This is a genomic window from Pseudomonas sp. JQ36, assembly GCF_053851495.1.
On record NZ_CM132642.1, the window covers coordinates 3,497,030 to 3,516,127 of the forward strand.

Consider the following 19,098-nt stretch of genomic DNA (forward strand, 5'->3'; position numbering starts at 1 on the left):
GCGGAACTCCTGAATAACTGATGCCCCAACCATAGGTAGAGGCATGTCAGCGTCAGGTCGTCCCTTTGTGAAAATTACGTCAGGTAAACCGGCGAAGTATTACAGGGTTTTACAGGGAGAAAGCAATAGCGCGGGGCCATCAACTATTGTCAGCGCAGCCCCAGCGTCACCTCGAAACGGCAACCATTGGGTTCCACAGTACTCAACCTCACTTCCCAGCCTTGGTTCTCGCAGATCCGCTGCACCAGCGACAAGCCCAGGCCCAGGCCTTCGCCGCGCTTTTCATTACCACGCACAAAGGGCTGGAACATGGCTTCGCGCTTTTCCTCGGGAATGCCGACGCCCGAGTCTTCGACGATGAAACCGTGGTCGATGAGTGTCAGGCGAATGAATCCGTGTTCGGTGTAGTGGCAGGCGTTGCGCAGCAGATTACCCATGACCGCGCCGAGCAGGGTGGCGTTGAAGCATGTGTCCGGCGGGTTGCCCGGCTCGAACAACAGTTGCAGCCCTTTCGATTCGATCGGTTCGCGCCAGATACTCAGCAGTCCGTCGGCCACTTGGGCAAGGTTCTGCTGCGGCGCGGAGCCGGCGTCTTCACGCTGGGCGCGGGCAAGCATCAGGAAGGTCTGCACCAGTTCGCGCATTTCCTCGCTGGCTCGGGCAATTCGCTCGACCTGAGCCCGGCCGCGTTGATCCAGCCCCGGGTTTTCCAGCAGCAGTTCGCAGGAACTGGCCAGCACCATCAACGGCGTGCGCAGTTCGTGGCTGACGTCGCTGGTGAACAGCCGCTCGCGGGTCAACGCCTGACGCAGACGACCAAGCGTGGCATCGAACGCCACTGCCAGTTCACCGACTTCATCAGCCGCATAATCCGGGGCCAGTGGCGGCGCCAACCCCAGCAACTGATCGCGATGCCGCACTTGTCGCGCCAGGCGCACCACCGGTGCCATGACCTTGCGCGCCAATACCCAGCCGAGGAACACCGCCAGCGCCAGACTGAGCACAAAGCCGACCAGCACCACAGCGAACAGCACGCGTTCGCGCTCTTCGAAATCGCTTTGATCCTGCAGCAACACGTAACGACGACCGTCGACGATTTCGACCATCGCGTGATACGACAGCTGCTCGCGGAACACTTCGTGGAAGCCGGCATCGAGGTGACGCAGATCCTTGGGCAGTTCGAAATCACCCGGCCCGCCGCTGAAATAGAACAACTGATCCGGTTCCGGGCGATGGCTCCAGTCCGAGACGTTGTCCATCAGCAGCAGGCGCTGCAGGTCGCCGCCCAGTCCCGCCGAAATGAGTTTTTCCTCCACCAGGTGCACGGTCGCCACAATGCCCATGGCGAAGGCCCCGGCCACCAGCGCACTCATCAGCGCAAAGGCGATGATGATCCGCTGGGAAAGGCTTTGCTTAAACTCCATCACGCCCCTCGGCCAAGCGGTAACCCACGCCGTGCACGGTTTGCAGCAACGGCTTGGCGAATGGTTTGTCGATCACCTGACGTAATTGGTGGACGTGGCTGCGCAGGCTGTCGCTGTCCGGGCAGTCATCGCCCCACAGCGCTTCTTCGAGAATTTCCCGCCGCAGGACGTGCGGGCTCTTCTGCATCAAGACCGCCAGCAGCTTGAGGCCGACCGGGTTGAGTTTGAGCAACTTGCCCTCGCGGGTCACTTCCAGCGTGTCGAGGTCATAGGACAGGTCGCCGACCTGCAGCGCACGACGGCCGCCACCCTGAGTCCGGCGCATGACCGCCTCGACCCGCGCCGCCAGCTCGGACAGCGCAAACGGTTTGACCAGGTAATCATCAGCCCCGGACTTGAAGCCCTGCAGACGGTCGTCCAGTTGATCACGGGCAGTGAGCATGATCACCGGCGTGTCACGCCGGGCATCTTCACGCAGACGCTTGCACAGGGTGTAGCCGTCGATTCCCGGCAGCATGATATCGAGCACGATCAGGTCGTAATGCTCGGTGGCAGCCAGGTGCAGGCCCGACAAGCCGTCCTGGGCGCAATCGACGGTATAGCCTTTGAGCCCCAGGTAATCGGCCAGATTGGCCAGGATATCGCGGTTGTCTTCGACCAACAGAATTCGCATTGGCATCTCCTCCGTACACAGTGACGGCCGTCATGGCCCGCGCAGCTTAAGGCCATCGCCGGTTCAGGGCTAGGGCCCGCATGCGCGCAAGTCCACTTGCCCGACCAAATCAAATAAACAACGAAGTTTTCACCATCGATTCACAACCTGGCCTGCGTCGGCATGACGATGCGCTGACTGAAAGCCGCGAATCGCGGGTCAGCAGTGACGATCCGCTGGTCGACCGGGCGATCTCCTACTACCAGACCGCCAGTTATGATTTCAAACAGCTGTTATTGAGCTGGAAGCCGGCAAAGGACAGCACTGTCCAGGTCAGCCAACAGTAACCGACGGTGGTTCAGGTCAGGTCAGTCAAGCTTTGTGTCGACTGATCTGACGCCATCGCTGGCAAGCCAGCTCCCACAAGGATTGCGCTAAACCTGTGGGAGCTGGCTTGCCAGCGATGGGCGCACCTCGGTATAGCGCCAACGACAAATCGAAGGCAATAAAAAACCCCGCCGGCTCATCGCAGGCGGGGTTTTGCGTTACAGGGTCAAGGCTGGCTTACATCATGCCGCCCATGCCACCCATGCCGCCCATGTCTGGCATACCGCCGCCAGCCGAGCCTTCTTTCTTCGGTGCATCAGCAACAGCTGCTTCGGTGGTCAGGATCAGACCGCCGATCGAGGCTGCAGCTTGCAGAGCGGAACGGGTTACCTTGGTTGGGTCCAGGATGCCCATTTCGATCATGTCGCCGTATTCGCCCGAAGCAGCGTTGTAACCGAAGTTACCTTTGCCGTTCTTCACTTCGTTGACGACTACGCTTGGCTCGTCACCGGAGTTGGCAGCGATCTGGCGCAGCGGCGCTTCAACAGCGCGACGCAGTACAGCGATACCGACGTTCTGGTCAGCGTTGTCGCCGGTCAGTTCGGTCAGAGCTTCCAGAGCACGGATCAGCGCAACGCCACCGCCAGGTACCACGCCTTCTTCAACGGCTGCACGGGTTGCGTGCAGGGCGTCTTCAACGCGAGCCTTCTTCTCTTTCATTTCAACTTCGGAACCAGCGCCAACCTTGATCACTGCAACGCCGCCGGACAGCTTGGCCAGACGCTCTTGCAGTTTTTCACGGTCGTAGTCCGAGGAAGTTTCGGCAACCTGGGCGCGGATCTGAGCGATACGTGCTTCGATGTCGCCTTGTACGCCAGCACCGTCAACGATGATGGTGTTTTCCTTGGACAGGGTCACGCGCTTGGCGTTACCCAGGTGCTCCAGGGTGGTGCTTTCCAGGCTCAGACCGATCTCTTCGGAGATCACGGTACCGCCGGTCAGAACGGCGATGTCCTGCAGCATGGCCTTGCGACGGTCGCCGAAGCCTGGAGCCTTGACGGCTGCAACCTTGACGATGCCACGCATGTTGTTCACAACCAGAGTCGCCAGGGCTTCGCCTTCAACGTCTTCGGCAACGATCAGCAGTGGACGGCCGGCTTTGGCAACGGCTTCCAGCACTGGCAGCATTTCGCGGATGTTCGAGATCTTTTTGTCGACCAGCAGGATCAGCGGGCCGTCGAGCTCGGCAACCATGGTGTCCGGCTTGTTGACGAAGTACGGGGACAGGTAGCCACGGTCGAACTGCATGCCTTCTACAACCGACAGTTCGTTTTCCAGGCCCGAGCCTTCTTCAACGGTGATCACGCCTTCTTTACCGACTTTTTCCATGGCTTCGGCAATGATGTCGCCGATGGAGTTGTCGGAGTTGGCGGAGATGGTACCTACCTGAGCGATGGCCTTGGTGTCAGCGCATGGCTTGGACAGGGCTTTGAGCTCTTTGACGATGGCGATGGTCGCTTTGTCGATACCGCGTTTGAGGTCCATCGGGTTCATGCCGGCAGCGACGGCTTTCAGGCCTTCGTTGACGATCGACTGAGCCAGAACGGTAGCGGTGGTAGTACCGTCACCAGCGTCATCGTTGGCACGGGAGGCAACGTCTTTGACCAGCTGCGCGCCCATGTTTTCGAAGCGATCTTCGAGTTCGATTTCTTTGGCGACGGAAACGCCGTCCTTGGTGATGGTCGGAGCGCCGAAGCTCTTCTCGAGGATCACGTTACGGCCTTTCGGGCCCAGGGTCGCTTTTACCGCGTCAGCCAGAACGTTGACGCCTTTGAGCATCTTGGAGCGAGCGGCATCGCCGAACTTAACTTCTTTAGCAGCCATGATCGATATTCCTTAAATACTTTGTAGTAACGGGAAAATGAGCGGGGAAATCAGCCTTCCAGTACAGCGAGAATCTCGTTCTCAGCCATTACCAGCAGGTCTTCGCCGTCGACTTTCACAGTGTTGCTGCCGGAGTAAGGACCGAACACAACCTTGTCGCCGACTTTAACGGCCAGCGGACGCACTTCACCGTTTTCCAGGGTCTTGCCCGGGCCTGCAGCGACGATCACACCGTGGTTGGCTTTTTCAGCAGCCGAACCTGGCAGGACGATACCGCCAGCGGTTTTCTTTTCTTCTTCGCTGCGACGGATGACGACGCGGTCATGCAGAGGACGAAGCTTCATTGTCGATCTCTCCTAATTGTGGTTTTCATCGGCCGGTGTAGTCCCGGCGGGTTTAACAAATCCGGCCTGCGCCGGTTGCGGTTCGTCGAGCGAGCCGCGGAAGTCTGTCCGACTCAAATGCCGGAAACCTTTCGGTGACCGATACATAAGGGCGCATATGCTTATTACAAGGGCGAGGGCAGAAAATTTTTCATCGGTTGCCCCTTGAATGCCGCGCATAAAGAAACGGCACCCGAAGGTGCCGTGTCGATGCAGGGGTTACTTGCTGTCGCGATGTTCGAACTCGCCTTCGATCACATCACCCTCGCGGCCCAGAGGCTGGCGCGGTGCAGGACCGCCACGGGGTTGCAGGTCGTCGGCAAAGGCACGCTGACGCATCGCCTGTTCTTCGGCGCGCTGACGCATTTTATTGGCCAGCAGACGACGGGTGAATGGCAACAGCATCACCAGACCGACCACGTCGCTGATGAAGCCCGGCAGGATCAACAGGCCACCGGCCAAGGCGAGCATCAGGCCTTCAAGCATGGTCTGCGCGGGCAATTCACCGCGATTCAGGCTTTCACGGGCACGCAGTGCCGTGGCCAGACCGGCGACGCGCAGTACGAACACACCGAACATCGAGCCGAGAATGATCAGCAGCAGGGCCGGGAAAAACCCGATCGCCCCTGCCACTTTGACGAATACGAACAGCTCCAGCACCGGAAACAGCAGAAAGAGCAACAAAAAAGGGCGCATCAAAGATTCCTCAACGCAAGAAATGCCTTGCAGTAAGCCTTAGATGACGTCGCCCTTTCGTGAATTCAAGCGTCGGTCACCGCATTTTTTGGCCAGACCTCGGCGTGAGCCAGAGAAACCAAGGCTTCGCGCACTTGTATCGGCGTATGACAAGGTGCTTGAAACGGTAGCCAGTACAACGCCTGACCGATGCGCAGGTGCATGCCTTCGCTGTCGATTCCGGCCAGTTGCGCCGGGACGGTTTTCGGTAGGCCGCTGAGTTCCACGTAATGCGCGATGGCTTTGGCGTGATCGCTGTTCATGTGCTCGACCATGCTGACTTCGGCCTTGCCGGCGAACGGATTGGCCAAGGTCAGCTGATCGACCCAGTGAATCGCGCCGAAACCGCCGATGTAGCGGTGCCGCACCGGATTGAGCACCCAGAAATCAAAGTCGTGGGCCTTGTGGTAGTTCTGCGAGTCGGGGAAATACCGGTAATAACGCTCGGCGGCGGCTTCGATGGCAGCCGGGTCTTCAAGCTTCTGCGCTTCGGCCAGATAGGTCAGGCGACCAACGGCCTGCACGTCGTCGGCCTCGCGCTCACCCACCAGCAGCGAACATTTCGGATCTTTCTGCAGGTTGTGGGTGTGCTGGGCGATGCGGCTGATCAGGATCAGCGGGCGGCCCTGGTCATCCAGGCAATACGGCACCACCGAGCCGAACGGAAAACCGGGCATCGATTTGGAGTGAGTGGACAATACGCCACGGTATTCCTTGAGAAGCAATTCTCGGGCATTCTTGGCCGCTTCAACGCTCAATTTATGACTCCTTAAATAGAATCCGTCGAAAAAACGGACAGGCGCCTGGGGATAAGTCCCGGTCACGCCATCGGGCAATGCTCATGTGCAATCTGGCCATAACCGGTACGGATCGAGCGTCGCCAATAACAAAAACCACTCAGACCGGCTATCGGGGCATGCGAATGCAACTCAACGACAAAGTAATCATTATCACCGGCGGTTGCCAGGGTTTGGGCCGCTCCATGGCCGAGTATTTCGCCGGCAAAGGCGCGAAGCTCGCGCTGGTCGACCTCAATCAGGAAAAACTCGACGACGCGGTCGCGGCCTGCAAGGCCAAGGGCGTCGAGGCGCGCAGCTATTTGTGCAATGTGGCCATTGAAGAACAAGTCGAGCACATGGTCGCCCAGGTCGCCGAAGATTTCGGCGCGATCCATGGCCTGATCAACAACGCCGGGATCCTGCGTGACGGCCTGCTGCTCAAGGTCAAGGACGGCGAAATGACCAAGATGAGTCTGGCCCAGTGGCAGGCAGTGATCGACGTCAACCTGACCGGCGTGTTCCTCTGCACCCGTGAAGTCGCGGCGAAAATGGTCGAGCTGAAGAACAGCGGCGCCATCATCAACATTTCCTCGATCTCCCGTGCCGGTAACGTCGGCCAGACCAACTACTCTGCCGCCAAGGCTGGCGTGGCCGCAGCCACCGTGACCTGGGCCAAGGAACTGGCGCGTTACGGTATTCGTGTGGCAGGCATTGCGCCGGGCTTCATCGAAACCGAGATGACTCTGGGCATGAAGCCGGAAGCGTTGGAGAAGATGACCTCGGGAATCCCGCTCAAGCGCATGGGCAAGCCGGAAGAGATCGCCCATTCGGCGGCGTACATCTTCGAGAACGACTACTACACCGGGCGGATTCTGGAGATGGATGGCGGGTTGCGTATCTAAGCGCCACCTCAAAACCAACTGTAGGAGTGAGCCTGCTCGCGATTGCGGTCATTCATTCAACATTTTCGTTGAATGTTAATCCGCTATCGCGAGCAGGCTCACTCCTACAGGTTTTCAGCGTTACCGATTGATCAATCGTCACTGATGCTGATATTAGGCATCGCCGGTGTCGCCGCTTCCTGCAACACAATGCGCGCGCCGACGTGGCGGGCCAGTTCCTGATAGACCATGGCAATCTGGCTGTCCGGTTCGGCGATCACCGTTGGCTTGCCGCCATCGGCCTGCTCGCGGATCAGCATCGACAGTGGCAGCGAAGCCAGCAGTTCGACGCCATATTGGGTCGCCAGTTTTTCGCCACCGCCCTCACCGAACAGATGCTCGGCATGTCCGCAGTTCGAGCAGATGTGCACCGCCATGTTTTCCACCACGCCCAGCACCGGAATGTTGACCTTGCGGAACATTTCCACGCCTTTGCGTGCGTCCAGCAACGCCAGATCCTGCGGCGTGGTGACGATCACCGCACCGGCCACCGGGACTTTCTGCGCCAGGGTCAGCTGGATGTCGCCAGTGCCTGGCGGCATGTCGATGACCAGATAATCCAGATCGCCCCACGCGGTTTGCGTAACCAGTTGCAGCAGCGCGCCGGAGACCATCGGCCCGCGCCAGACCATCGGCGTGTTGTCGTCGGTCAGGAACGCCATCGACATGACTTCCACACCATGGGCCTTGAGCGGCACGAACCACTTCTGATCCTTGACCTCAGGGCGGGTGCGCTCCGGGATGCCGAACATGATGCCCTGGCTCGGGCCATAGATGTCGGCGTCGAGAATCCCCACCTTGGCGCCTTCGCGGGCCAGCGCCAGCGCGAGGTTGGCTGCAGTGGTCGACTTGCCCACGCCGCCCTTGCCCGAAGCCACGGCGACCACGTTCTTGACGTTGGCCAGCCCCGGGATCTGCGCCTGGGCCTTGTGCGCGGCGATCACGCTGTTGACCTCGACCTTGGCGATCGTCACCCCATCGAGGTTTTCGATGGCCAGTTGCAGCAACTGCGCCCAGCCGCTCTTGAACAGACCGGCGGCGTAACCGATTTCCAGCTGCACATTGACGCGATCACCGACGATCTCGATGTGCTTCACGCAACCGGCGCTGACCGGGTCCTGGTTCAGGTAGGGGTCGGTGTATTGGCTGAGGACGGCTTCCACCGCTGCGCGAGTGACGGCACTCATGGGCAACTCCGATAACAAGACTGGGAAAAGATGGCGGGTATCGTACCCCGCAGATTGATTTGTGGTCAGGCGATTTATGCTTTGACTCGACTTTGTGGCGAGGGAGCTTGCTCCCGCTCGACTGCGCAGCAGGCGCAATCAGGCTATCCGACATTGCCGGGATGGGGCGGCTTCGCCACCCAGCGGGAGCAAGCTCCCTCGCCACAATGTATTGCGGTCAGTCCATCCAGTTATTGCAGTGGCCGCATCCGGAAACAGGTGCACAGGGTGAAAAATATGCGCCAGCGCTTTATAGTGGCCGACCTCCGTTTCATCAAGTAGCGAAGCCCCACATGTCCGAACCACGCAAGATCCTCGTCACCAGCGCCCTGCCCTACGCCAACGGTTCGATTCACCTTGGCCATATGCTGGAATACATCCAGACCGATATGTGGGTGCGCTTCCAGAAGCATCGCGGCAATCAATGCATCTATGTCTGCGCCGACGACGCCCACGGTTCGGCGATCATGCTGCGTGCGGAAAAGGAAGGCATCACCCCGGAACAACTGATCGCCAACGTGCAGGCTGAACACAGCGCCGACTTTGCCGAGTTCCTGGTCGATTTCGACAATTTCCACTCCACTCACGCCGAAGAAAACCGTGAGCTGTCGAGCCAGATCTACCTGAAACTGCGTGACGCCGGGCACATTGCCCAGCGCTCGATCACCCAGTATTTCGACCCGGAAAAGAAAATGTTCCTGGCCGACCGCTTCATCAAGGGCACCTGCCCGAAATGCGGCACCGAAGACCAGTACGGCGACAACTGCGAAAAATGCGGTGCGACCTACGCCCCGACCGATCTGAAGGATCCGAAGTCGGCGATCTCCGGCGCCACTCCGGTGCTCAAGGATTCCCAGCACTTCTTCTTCAAACTGCCAGACTTCCAGCAGATGCTGCAGACCTGGACCCGCAGCGGCGCCCTGCAGGACGCCGTCGCCAACAAGATCGCCGAGTGGCTGGACGCCGGCCTGCAGCAGTGGGACATCTCCCGCGATGCGCCGTACTTCGGTTTCGAGATCCCGGACGAGCCGGGCAAGTATTTCTACGTGTGGCTGGACGCGCCGATCGGCTACATGGCCAGCTTCAAGAATCTTTGCGACCGCACGCCGGGACTGGACTTCGACGCGTTCTGGGGCAAGGATTCGACCGCCGAGCTGTACCATTTCATCGGCAAGGACATCGTCAACTTCCACGCCCTGTTCTGGCCTGCCATGCTCGAAGGCGCCGGTTTCCGCAAGCCGACCGGGATCAACGTGCACGGCTACCTGACCGTCAACGGCCAGAAGATGTCCAAGTCCCGTGGCACTTTCATCAAGGCGCGTACCTACCTGGATCACCTGTCGCCGGAATACCTGCGTTATTACTACGCGGCCAAACTGGGCCGTGGCGTCGATGACCTCGACCTGAATCTCGAAGACTTCGTGCAGAAGGTCAACTCCGACCTGGTCGGCAAAGTCGTCAACATCGCCAGCCGCTGCGCCGGTTTCATCCACAAGGGCAACGGCGGCCTGCTGGTCGACAACAATGCCGCGCCAGAGCTGACCGAAGCGTTCCTCGCCGCTGCGCCGAGCATTGCCGACGCTTATGAAGCGCGCGACTTCGCCCGCGCCATGCGTGAAACCATGGCCCTGGCCGACCGCGCCAACGCCTGGATCGCCGACAAGGCCCCATGGTCGTTGAACAAGCAGGAAGGCAAGCAGGATGAAGTCCAGGCGATCTGCGCCACCGGCATCAACCTGTTCCGCCAGTTGGTGATCTTCCTCAAACCGGTGCTGCCGCTGCTGGCCGCCGACGCCGAGGCCTTCCTCAACGTCGCCCCGCTGACCTGGAACGACCACACCACGCTGCTGGCCAACCATCAGTTGAACGAGTTCAAACCGTTGATGACCCGCATCGACCCGGTAAAAGTACAAGCCATGACCGACGCCTCGAAAGAAGACCTGACCGCCAGCCAGACCGACACCGGTGCCGCCGCGCCTGCGGGCAATGGCGAACTGGCCAAGGATCCGCTGTCGCCGGAAATCGACTTCGACACCTTTGCCGCCGTCGACCTGCGCGTGGCTTTGATCGTCAAGGCTGAACACGTTGAGGGCGCCGACAAGCTGCTGCGCCTGACCCTGGACATCGGTGACGAGCAGCGCAACGTGTTCTCCGGAATCAAGAGCGCTTACCCGGACCCGTCGAAACTCGACGGTCGCCTGACCATGATGATCGCCAACCTCAAGCCGCGGAAAATGAAGTTCGGTATTTCCGAAGGAATGGTGATGGCCGCCGGCCCTGGCGGTGAAGAAATCTACCTGCTGAGCCCGGACAGCGGCGCCAAGCCGGGTCAACGCATCAAGTAAGACCCAGCGCTGAAACGATCCCACAGGCATGTTCTGCAGGCCTGTGGGATTTTTCATATCTGGCCCACCCATCGCGGGTGCCGGATAATGCCTAACCTCAAGTGACACCCGCCCGTTGCTGCCGGCAGAACCATGACCGAACTTGCGCTTACGCTGATCAGTGCCGCCCTGCTCAACAACTTCGTGTTGCACTGGCCGCTGGGCGTCGATCCGTTGCTGGCCGGCAGTCGGCGCCAGGTGCATGCGCTGGGGCTGGCGACGGCGTGCCTGATGCTGAGCGTCGGCTTCATCGGTTATGTGCTCTGGCACTGGCTGCTGGTGCCGCTGCAACTGCAGGCCCTGCACCTGTTCGTGTTCCTGCCGCTCAGCGTGCTGCTGATCACGCCGCTGCTGAAGCTGCTGGCTCGCGGACTGCCTGACTGGCCCTTCGATGGGCTATGGCCGTTGTTGCTGGGCAATGCCGGCGTGCTCGGGCTGGCCTTGATCAACGCACAAAATGATCGCGGCCTGCTGCAGGCAACGGCGTTGAGCCTGGGTGCCGGGCTGGGCTTCTGGCTGGTGCTGAGCCTGTTCAGCGACTTGCGGGAACGCACGGCGGACAACGACATTCCCCTGCCCTTTCGCGGCTTGCCGATCGACCTGATCGGCGCCGGATTGATCGCAGTGATTTTTCTCGGATTCAGTGGACTGATCAAAACATGAGTCTGATTCAACTCATCGATGCCCTCCTGCCGCAGACCCAATGCGGCAAATGCGGCCACCCCGGGTGCAAGCCCTATGCGCAAGGCATCGTCGATGGCGAACCGATCAACAAGTGCCCGCCCGGCGGTGACGAAACCGTCGCCGCCCTGGCAGAACTGTTGAAAGTGCCGGTGCTGGAACTGGACGTCAGCCGTGGTTCGGCACCGCCGCAAGTGGCCTACATCCGTGAAGCCGAGTGCATCGGCTGCACCAAGTGCATCCAGGCCTGCCCGATCGACGCCATCGTCGGCGCGGCGAAACTGATGCACACCGTACTGATCGACGAATGCACCGGTTGCGACCTGTGCGTGGCGCCGTGCCCGGTGGACTGCATCGAAATGCACCCGCTGCCGCTCGGCACCTTGCCGGTGGTCGGTGGCCTGGCGTTAAGCCTTGAAGAACAGCGCGCGCGCGCAGCTAAACGCGATCATGCGCGCCAGCGTTTTGAACGCCGCAACGCCCGCCTGCAACGCGAAGAACAGCAGAAACAGGCTGAGCGCGAAGCCCGGGCGCAACGCGCAGCGCAACCGGCGGTGGCCACTCTTGATCCGGTGCAGGCCGCTCTGGAACGGGTGCGCGCGCAGAAAGCCGCGACCGCCGACGCGGCATTGAAGAAAGCCAAGATCGATGTCGCCATGAGCCGCGCGCAATTGCACAAATCGCTGAAAGCCTTCGGCCATCCGCCGACCTTCGAACAGCAATCGCAACTGATTGTGTTGCAACAGCAGTTTGAAGCCGCCGAACAGGCGTTGGCGAAACTCGAAAGCAGCGCCGCCGCCACTCCAGCCGCTGCGGCCCCGGTTCCGACGAAAGACGCCGACCTGAAACGGGCGAAAATCCAGTTGGCCATGCGGCGCGCCGAATTGAAAAAGGCCCAGACCGCCGAAGCGCCAGCCGAGCAAATTGCCACACTGGAACAGGCACTGCGTGACGCCGAGCAAGCCCTTCACGCCGCCGAGACGGCGAGCGAGCAGCCTGCGCCCGAGCTGGTGCGGGTGGAAAAGCGCCCGATCGACAATCAGCTCCGCCAGTTGAAAACCGAACTGGCCTACGCCCGCGCCGACCTGAACAAACTCGAACGCCGCGCCGACACGCCGAACGACATCCTCGACAAGGCCCGCGATCGCCTGCAGGCCGCCGAGCGTCAGGTGCAAGATCATGTCGCTTCGTGAGACACCGGACGATCGCCTGCAACAGGCGATGAAGCTGGTGCTGCTGGCCACGCTGCCGGGGCTGTTGGCGTTGTTCTGGTTTTACGGCTGGGGGGTGTTGATCAACCTGATCCTGGCGGCGAGCACCGCGCTGTTGATCGAAGCCTTCATCGTCCGCCTGCGCCGACAGCCACTGCAACCGACGCTCAGCGATGGCAGCGCACTGGTCAGCGCGACACTGCTGGCCGCCGCCCTGCCACCTTACTGTCCGTGGTGGCTGACCGTGACCGCGGTGGCTTCGGGTCTGTTGTTCGGCAAGCATTTGTACGGTGGCATCGGCAAGAATCCGTTCAACCCGGCGATGCTCGGTTTCGCCCTGGCGATGCTGCTTTTCCCGCAGCCGATGACCCACTGGCCAGCGCATGGCATGAGTCTGCAGGCCGCTTTTGCACAGGTCTTGAATCTGGGGCAGGCCCCGGACGCCTGGGCTCAGGCCACCGCGCTGGACAGCCTGCGCATCAACAAAAGCCTGACCATGGATGAGCTGTTCGCGGCCAACCCGGCGTTCGGCCGTTTCGGTGGACGCGGTGTGGAATGGATCAATCTGGCGTTTCTCGCCGGTGGACTGTTTTTATTGCAGCGCCGGGTGATTGCCTGGCACGCGCCGGTCGCCATGCTGGGCAGTCTGTTTGTCGTCAGCCTGCTGTGCTGGAACGGCTCAGGTTCGGATTCCCATGGTTCGCCGCTGTTTCATCTGCTGAGCGGCGCGACCATGCTCGGTGCCTTTTTCATCATTACCGAACCGGTGTCCGGCGCCAAAAGTCCGCTGGCCCGGCTGCTGTTCGGTGTGGGTGTCGGCTTGCTGACCTATCTGATCCGCACCTGGGGTGGCTATCCGGACGGCGTTGCGTTTGCGGTGTTGCTGATGAACCTCTGCGTGCCGGCCATGGAACGCTTTGCGGCCGCCCGCCAGACGCAGGTGAACTCATGAACCGCGCGGCCTCTGTCATCACGCTGGTGCTGATGGCCGGCACCGGTCTCGGCCTGACCTATCTGGTGCAGCGCGCCAGTGCACCGCAGATTGCCAGCGAGCAACGCCTGCTCGACAGTCGCAAATTGCTGGATGTGCTCGCGCCCGATGCCTACGACAATCAGCCGCTGGAACAGCCGCTGGCGTTGATTGATACGACGTTGAGCCACAGCACCCTGCTGGCAGGTTACCGCGTTACCAGACTGGGGCAGCCGGTGGCGGTGTTGTTGCGCACGCGGACCGAGGGCTATGCCGGCGTTATCGAATTGCTCATCGCCATCGATGCCAACGGCAGGCTGCTGGGGGTGAAAACCCTGCGGCACAATGAAACGCCGGCGCTCGGCGGACTTATCGGCGACTGGCCGAATCACTGGCTGGCGACATTTACCGGCAAGTCGCGCAACGCACCTGACGATGCGGGCTGGGCACTGAAAAAAGATCAGGGACAGTTCGATCAACTGGCGGGCGCGACCATCACGTCCCGGGCAACCGTCAATGCCATTCATGACGCCCTGCGCTACTTTGACGAACATCGGGCAACCTTGCTGGGGAGCGGATCATGAGCCGGCCAACGAATCTGACAAACACGTTGATGTTGATGCTGCTGCTTGGCACCAGCGCAACCCTGTCGGGCGCGCTGGGCATGCTGTTGATGTCGAGCGCTGTGGTGGTGGTTTATGGCACATGCATCGGCCCGCTGCGCTCGAAGTTGTCGGGCATTAGCCTGATGCTGGCCAGTGTGCTGCTGGCCGCCACCCTGACCAGTTGCGCCAATATCCTCGCGCAACGCTGGGCGCTGCAGTGGCACCAGGCACTCGGAGTCTATGGCGGGCTGATTGCCTTGCAATGCGTGGTGCTGGAATACAATGGATTCTTTCGTCAGGCGCTTGCCCAGCGCCTGAGGTTTTTTGGCCTGGCAAGCGGGCTGCTACTCGCGCTGGCGGCACTGCGTGAACTGTTCGGTCAGGGCCACCTCGGCCGTGGCCTGTCTGAACACTGGCAAGGCCTGGTTCTGTTCAGCGACGGGCTGCATTTGCTCACCCTGGTTCCCGGAGCCTTCATCCTGCTCGGGCTACTGCTCGCCGCCCGCCAGGCATGGACTCGCTCGAACGCTCTCTCCAAGGAAACACATCACCCATGAATGCCGCAAAACGTCTGGAAATCTTCCGCAGACTTCATGAAGACAATCCCGAGCCGAAGACCGAGCTGGCCTATTCCTCGCCGTTCGAATTGTTGATCGCGGTCATTCTCTCGGCGCAATCAACCGACGTTGGCGTCAACAAGGCCACGGCCAAACTGTTCCCGGTGGCCAATACCCCGGCAGCGATCCACGCGCTGGGCGTCGAAGGGCTCTCCAAATACATCAAGACCATCGGCCTCTATAACAGCAAAGCGAAAAACGTGATCGAGACCTGCCGCATGCTGGTCGAGCTGCACAATGGCCAAGTCCCGCAGACCCGTGAAGAACTGGAAGCGCTGCCAGGCGTCGGTCGCAAGACGGCCAACGTGGTCCTCAACACCGCTTTTCGCCAGTTGACCATGGCGGTCGACACGCACATTTTTCGCGTGAGCAACCGCACCGGCATTGCCCCGGGCAAAAATGTGGTTGAAGTGGAAAAGAAGCTGATGAAGTTTGTGCCAAAAGACTACCTGCTGGACTCCCACCACTGGCTGATTTTGCACGGTCGCTATGTGTGCCTGGCGCGCAAGCCGCGCTGTGGCAGCTGCCGGATCGAAGATCTGTGCGAGTACAAACACAAAACCTCGGACGATTGATTGGCTATTGGAATAATTGATTCTTCGATTGAAAAAATCTTTTTTACCCGCGGCAGGAATATCGATATAAGGAGCGCCAAAGGCAGTCTTAGCCTGGAGTTCACCTTATGACTGACAGTAAAGAACAACCGGACGTAGATGAAGATTTTACCGAGGTGGAAACCGACGACGCCGAACCGGTGGTCGAGGTCGCCAAGACCAATCTGAGCAAACGTCGCACCATCGATAACATGCTTGAGGAGCGCCGACTGCAAAAGCAATTGGCCGATTACGATTTTGATCTCTGACACTTGAAAGCCTCCCGAACCGGAGGCTTTTTACTTTCTGCACAATCCGACACTGAGCGGCCCATGCCCCGTCGGCATTCATGATCATCAGACCAGTCCGTTGCGTTGTGCCAATTCAATCAGGTCCACCAGCGAGCGGGCATTGAGCTTCAATAACAGACGGGTCTTGTAAGTGCTGACCGTCTTGTTGCTGAGAAACATGCCATCGGCAATTTCCTTGTTGGTCTTGCCACGCGCCAATTGCTGCAACACCATCATTTCGCGCCCGGAGAGGCGATCCACCATATCGGCCTCACTCGCATTACCAAGACTGGTACGCACGGTGTGCAGGGCCTGGTTTGGAAAATAGCTGTAGCCGGACAGCACAGCTTTGATCGCACTCAGCAACTCAGTCAGATCCTGTTGTTTACATACATACCCCGCAGCACCCGACTGCATGCAGCGCATTGAAAAATGCCCCGGTGCCTGGGAGGTCAATACCAGAACTTTCAACGGCATGGGTGTCGAGTTCAGACGCGCAATAACTTCAAGACCATCGAGTTTCGGTATTCCGATATCCAGAATAACGATATCCGGCATCTGTTCACGTGCAAGTTGCAAAGCATCCACACCATTATCCGTTTCTGCAATGACTTCGTAGCCATGACGCTCCATCAGCATACGCACAGCAAGACGAATGACGGGATGATCATCCACGATCAGCACTTTATTCATGGGCAAGTCCAGTTTCGCTGTTCGAATTTTTAGAGCACGCACAATAGCCCAGTCACTTCTGACATGGCACAAGAGAGTTTCATTGCAATCCCAGCAAAGGACATTCCCTACAGCAAATAAAGATTATTCCTACAAAAAAATCCATACAGGCGATTTTTAAATGGGCTGACGTATCTTCCCGCCTTCACATCGACGCGAAAAACATGGCGTCCTGAAAGCCAAGCGTACTCCTCCTTTGAAGCAAACGACTCTGTGAGCGACTGAAAAAACGCGATAATTCATTGACTGCACATCGCTACGCACCGTCAGCCCCCGGCGGATTATAAATTGTAAAAAACAACATGAAACCCATCAAAAACACTTTGATAAATCAACGTCTGAAACAAGATACTTCTACCCAAGCGATTTTTTTTAATATAAAAATAGCGCAACTACCAAGTTGTAGGTATCCATACAAAACAATTCAACACAAGCACTGGAAACATATTTAATGAGCACTCCCCATGATAAAAATCAAAAGAAAAATAACCAACCCCATGACTGTAATTGCGATATTTGCATTTATTTCCGAATCATCAGCTGCCATTTCCCTGCCCTTCCTTGATAACACCGAAAGGGAGGTCTATATCTGGTTCCTGATCAGCTTTCCGTTCTACTTGTTGCTGCTATTCTTTTTAACGCTGAACTTCAACTACCGTTCGCTTTATGCGCCTTCGGATTTCGATAAGGACGACAGCTTCCTGAAAAATTTCGAGGAGTTGAAACAGCGCGAGCTGCACTCCTGCTCGCCTCCAGCAAAAGCGTTTGTGGGAGCAGGCGAAACATCAGCTGCAAACGGATTGGAATGGACTTTGTCTGTCCATAGCATCGACCTCAGGCAACTCCCCCCTGGCGGCGCTGGCGAATCCTGCGCGGAGCGACCGTGGATTGAGCACAACATTCAGCTGCCTAAATCCATCGGCACATTGTGTGCCATAGATGTACGGCGGTTGAGCAGCGCTCAGGCGTTCAATGCGCTGGTCGAACACTTTCCGCATCTTGGCAAGCAACCGCCCAGGGCAGTGGTATTTCTGACCGACACCGCGTGCGAAGTTTTGCTCAAGCAAATTATCCCCGGCCTTATCAAACAGTCGAAAAAAAGCGGAGGCGCCAAACTTCTCGTTGCTTACAACGTGAGCACGCAAAGCACCACGGTTTTGAAAGGAGCATGAACGCAGAGTAGATGCCAGAAGTGGACATTCAAGAAAATGCCGGAGTTAACGGTAACGATCAAAGCTGTGGATTAACATCAGACAAACACAGAAAAGAAAATGGCGGCATTGTCATTGAGACAAGCCGCCATTTTTACAGCCCTGTAAGGCTTAGAACAGCTTGCGGCCTTTGTTGGCAGCAATGCGCATGCGCAGCGCGTTGAGCTTGATGAAGCCCGCCGCGTCGGCCTGGTTGTAGGCGCCGCCGTCTTCTTCGAAGGTCGCGATATTGGCGTCGAACAGCGAATCGTCGGACTTGCGGCCGGTAACGATCACGTTGCCTTTGTACAGTTTCAGGCGAACCACACCGTTCACGTTGACCTGCGAAGCGTCGATCATCTGTTGCAGCATCAGACGCTCCGGGCTCCACCAGTAACCGGTGTAGATCAGGCTGGCGTATTTCGGCATCAGCTCGTCTTTGAGGTGAGCGACTTCGCGGTCCAGGGTGATCGATTCGATGGCGCGGTGCGCGCGCAGCATGATGGTACCGCCCGGGGTTTCGTAGCAGCCACGGGACTTCATGCCCACGTAACGGTTTTCAACGATGTCCAGACGACCGATACCGTGAGCGCCACCAATCTTGTTCAGCGTTGCCAGTACAGTGGCCGGAGTCATTTCGACGCCGTCCAGCGCGACGATATCGCCGTTACGGTAGGTCAGTTCCAGATATTGCGGGGTGTCGGGAGCCTTCTCCGGGGAGACGGTCCAGCGCCACATGTCTTCTTCGTGCTCGGTCCAGGTGTCTTCCAGCACGCCGCCTTCATAGGAGATGTGCAGCAGGTTGGCGTCCATCGAGTACGGGGACTTCTTCTTGCCATGACGCTCGATCGGGATCGCGTGCTTCTCGGCGTAGTCCATCAGCTTCTCGCGGGACAGCAGGTCCCACTCACGCCATGGCGCAATCACTTTCACGCCAGGCTTGAGTGCGTAGGCACCCAGTTCGAAACGCACCTGGTCGTTGCCCTTGCCGGTGGCGCCATGGGAAATGGCGTCGGCGCCGGTTTCGTTGGCGATTTCGATCAGGCGTTTGGCGATCAGCGGACGTGCGATGGAAGTACCCAGCAGGTACTCGCCTTCGTAAACGGTGTTGGCGCGGAACATCGGGAACACGAAATCGCGCACGAATTCTTCGCGCAGGTCATCGATGTAGATTTCTTTGACGCCCATGGCCTGAGCCTTGGCGCGAGCCGGCTCGACCTCTTCGCCCTGACCCAGGTCAGCGGTGAAGGTCACCACTTCACAGTTATAAGTATCCTGCAGCCACTTGAGGATCACCGAAGTGTCCAGGCCGCCGGAATACGCCAGAACGACCTTGTTTACGTCCGCCATGCCATCACTCCACGGGGTTCTACGGAAAGCCGAGGAGTCTACCGCTCAAATGCAATAATTTACAGAGGCGCGACAGCTTAAGACGACAAAGCGACAGAATCTGTCGAGAGCGCGACGATGACCG

The 19,098-nt window shown here is 58.9% G+C and carries 19 protein-coding genes and 1 pseudogene; 11 read left to right on the plus strand and 9 right to left on the minus strand.

What is annotated here, in order from left to right; translation table 11 throughout:
* Positions 1-149 precede the first annotated feature (149 nt).
* Together ACS4NR_RS15650 and colR are read right to left on the minus strand one after the other, a co-directional pair.
* Complete coding sequence (locus tag ACS4NR_RS15650; protein ID WP_204895247.1) at positions 150-1,424, minus strand: sensor histidine kinase; 1,275 nt, start codon at positions 1,422-1,424, stop codon at positions 150-152.
* Positions 1,414-2,097: a two-component system response regulator ColR gene (colR, locus tag ACS4NR_RS15655; RefSeq protein WP_041068401.1), complete on the minus strand. Its 684-nt coding sequence runs from the start codon at positions 2,095-2,097 to the stop codon at positions 1,414-1,416. The genes ACS4NR_RS15650 and colR overlap by 11 nt, the downstream gene beginning before the upstream one ends.
* A gap of 146 nt (positions 2,098-2,243) precedes the next feature.
* Here colR and ACS4NR_RS15660 point away from each other — a divergent pair.
* Positions 2,244-2,423: pseudogene (locus tag ACS4NR_RS15660) on the plus strand (hypothetical protein); the annotation flags it as partial.
* Positions 2,424-2,640: 217 nt separating this feature from the next.
* Here ACS4NR_RS15660 and groL read toward each other — a convergent pair.
* The 4 genes from groL to ACS4NR_RS15680 all read right to left on the minus strand — a co-directional run bounded on the left by groL (position 2,641) and on the right by ACS4NR_RS15680 (position 6,163).
* The gene (gene groL / locus ACS4NR_RS15665; protein WP_007964008.1) at positions 2,641-4,287 is read right to left on the minus strand and encodes a chaperonin GroEL; all 1,647 of its coding nucleotides are present in this window, start codon (positions 4,285-4,287) and stop codon (positions 2,641-2,643) included.
* A 50-nt stretch (positions 4,288-4,337) separates the two neighbouring features.
* Positions 4,338-4,631, minus strand: coding sequence for a co-chaperone GroES (locus tag ACS4NR_RS15670; protein ID WP_064383823.1), 294 nt, complete (start codon positions 4,629-4,631; stop codon positions 4,338-4,340).
* A gap of 258 nt (positions 4,632-4,889) precedes the next feature.
* Complete coding sequence (locus ACS4NR_RS15675; protein ID WP_034153496.1) at positions 4,890-5,366, minus strand: FxsA family protein; 477 nt, start codon at positions 5,364-5,366, stop codon at positions 4,890-4,892.
* A gap of 65 nt (positions 5,367-5,431) precedes the next feature.
* Entirely contained in the window at positions 5,432-6,163 is a 732-nt protein-coding gene (locus ACS4NR_RS15680; RefSeq protein WP_095136964.1) for a HugZ family pyridoxamine 5'-phosphate oxidase, read from the minus strand.
* Between the two features lie 164 nt (positions 6,164-6,327).
* Here ACS4NR_RS15680 and ACS4NR_RS15685 point away from each other — a divergent pair, with 164 nt between their 5' ends.
* A complete protein-coding gene (locus tag ACS4NR_RS15685; RefSeq protein WP_136492797.1) occupies positions 6,328-7,086 on the plus strand; it encodes an SDR family oxidoreductase in 759 nt (252 codons plus the stop codon).
* 131 nt (positions 7,087-7,217) lie between these two features.
* Here ACS4NR_RS15685 and apbC read toward each other — a convergent pair whose 3' ends face one another.
* Complete coding sequence (gene apbC, locus ACS4NR_RS15690; protein ID WP_027612056.1) at positions 7,218-8,312, minus strand: iron-sulfur cluster carrier protein ApbC; 1,095 nt, start codon at positions 8,310-8,312, stop codon at positions 7,218-7,220.
* A gap of 332 nt (positions 8,313-8,644) precedes the next feature.
* Between apbC and metG the strand changes: the two genes are divergently transcribed.
* The 8 genes from metG to ACS4NR_RS15730 all read left to right on the plus strand — a co-directional run bounded on the left by metG (position 8,645) and on the right by ACS4NR_RS15730 (position 15,681).
* Entirely contained in the window at positions 8,645-10,696 is a 2,052-nt protein-coding gene (metG, locus tag ACS4NR_RS15695; protein ID WP_456017834.1) for a methionine--tRNA ligase, read from the plus strand.
* Positions 10,697-10,828: 132 nt separating this feature from the next.
* Positions 10,829-11,398: an Rnf-Nqr domain containing protein gene (locus ACS4NR_RS15700; protein WP_456017835.1), complete on the plus strand. Its 570-nt coding sequence runs from the start codon at positions 10,829-10,831 to the stop codon at positions 11,396-11,398.
* A complete protein-coding gene (rsxB, locus tag ACS4NR_RS15705) occupies positions 11,395-12,609 on the plus strand; it encodes an electron transport complex subunit RsxB (protein ID WP_456017836.1) in 1,215 nt (404 codons plus the stop codon). The genes ACS4NR_RS15700 and rsxB overlap by 4 nt, the downstream gene beginning before the upstream one ends.
* Entirely contained in the window at positions 12,596-13,579 is a 984-nt protein-coding gene (locus ACS4NR_RS15710; protein WP_456017837.1) for an RnfABCDGE type electron transport complex subunit D, read from the plus strand. Before rsxB ends, ACS4NR_RS15710 begins: the two co-directional genes overlap by 14 nt.
* Positions 13,576-14,181, plus strand: a complete 606-nt coding sequence (locus ACS4NR_RS15715) for an RnfABCDGE type electron transport complex subunit G (protein ID WP_456017838.1) — start codon at positions 13,576-13,578, stop codon at positions 14,179-14,181. The genes ACS4NR_RS15710 and ACS4NR_RS15715 overlap by 4 nt, the downstream gene beginning before the upstream one ends.
* Positions 14,178-14,759: an Rnf-Nqr domain containing protein gene (locus tag ACS4NR_RS15720; RefSeq protein ID WP_456017839.1), complete on the plus strand. Its 582-nt coding sequence runs from the start codon at positions 14,178-14,180 to the stop codon at positions 14,757-14,759. Before ACS4NR_RS15715 ends, ACS4NR_RS15720 begins: the two co-directional genes overlap by 4 nt.
* Positions 14,756-15,394: an endonuclease III gene (nth, locus tag ACS4NR_RS15725; RefSeq protein WP_456017840.1), complete on the plus strand. Its 639-nt coding sequence runs from the start codon at positions 14,756-14,758 to the stop codon at positions 15,392-15,394. The genes ACS4NR_RS15720 and nth overlap by 4 nt, the downstream gene beginning before the upstream one ends.
* Positions 15,395-15,501: 107 nt before the next feature.
* Positions 15,502-15,681, plus strand: coding sequence for a PA3496 family putative envelope integrity protein (locus tag ACS4NR_RS15730; protein WP_166496394.1), 180 nt, complete (start codon positions 15,502-15,504; stop codon positions 15,679-15,681).
* Positions 15,682-15,768: 87 nt separating this feature from the next.
* Here the strand turns inward: ACS4NR_RS15730 and ACS4NR_RS15735 are convergent, their stop codons facing one another.
* Positions 15,769-16,395: a response regulator transcription factor gene (locus ACS4NR_RS15735; RefSeq protein ID WP_003227711.1), complete on the minus strand. Its 627-nt coding sequence runs from the start codon at positions 16,393-16,395 to the stop codon at positions 15,769-15,771.
* 503 nt (positions 16,396-16,898) lie between these two features.
* Between ACS4NR_RS15735 and ACS4NR_RS15740 the strand changes: the two genes are divergently transcribed.
* Positions 16,899-17,606, plus strand: coding sequence for a hypothetical protein (locus ACS4NR_RS15740; RefSeq protein WP_166496393.1), 708 nt, complete (start codon positions 16,899-16,901; stop codon positions 17,604-17,606).
* A gap of 150 nt (positions 17,607-17,756) precedes the next feature.
* On the opposite strand, the gene ACS4NR_RS15745 is transcribed toward ACS4NR_RS15740, so the two are convergent.
* Entirely contained in the window at positions 17,757-18,974 is a 1,218-nt protein-coding gene (locus ACS4NR_RS15745) for an argininosuccinate synthase (protein ID WP_027612065.1), read from the minus strand.
* Positions 18,975-19,098: the final 124 nt, after the last annotated feature.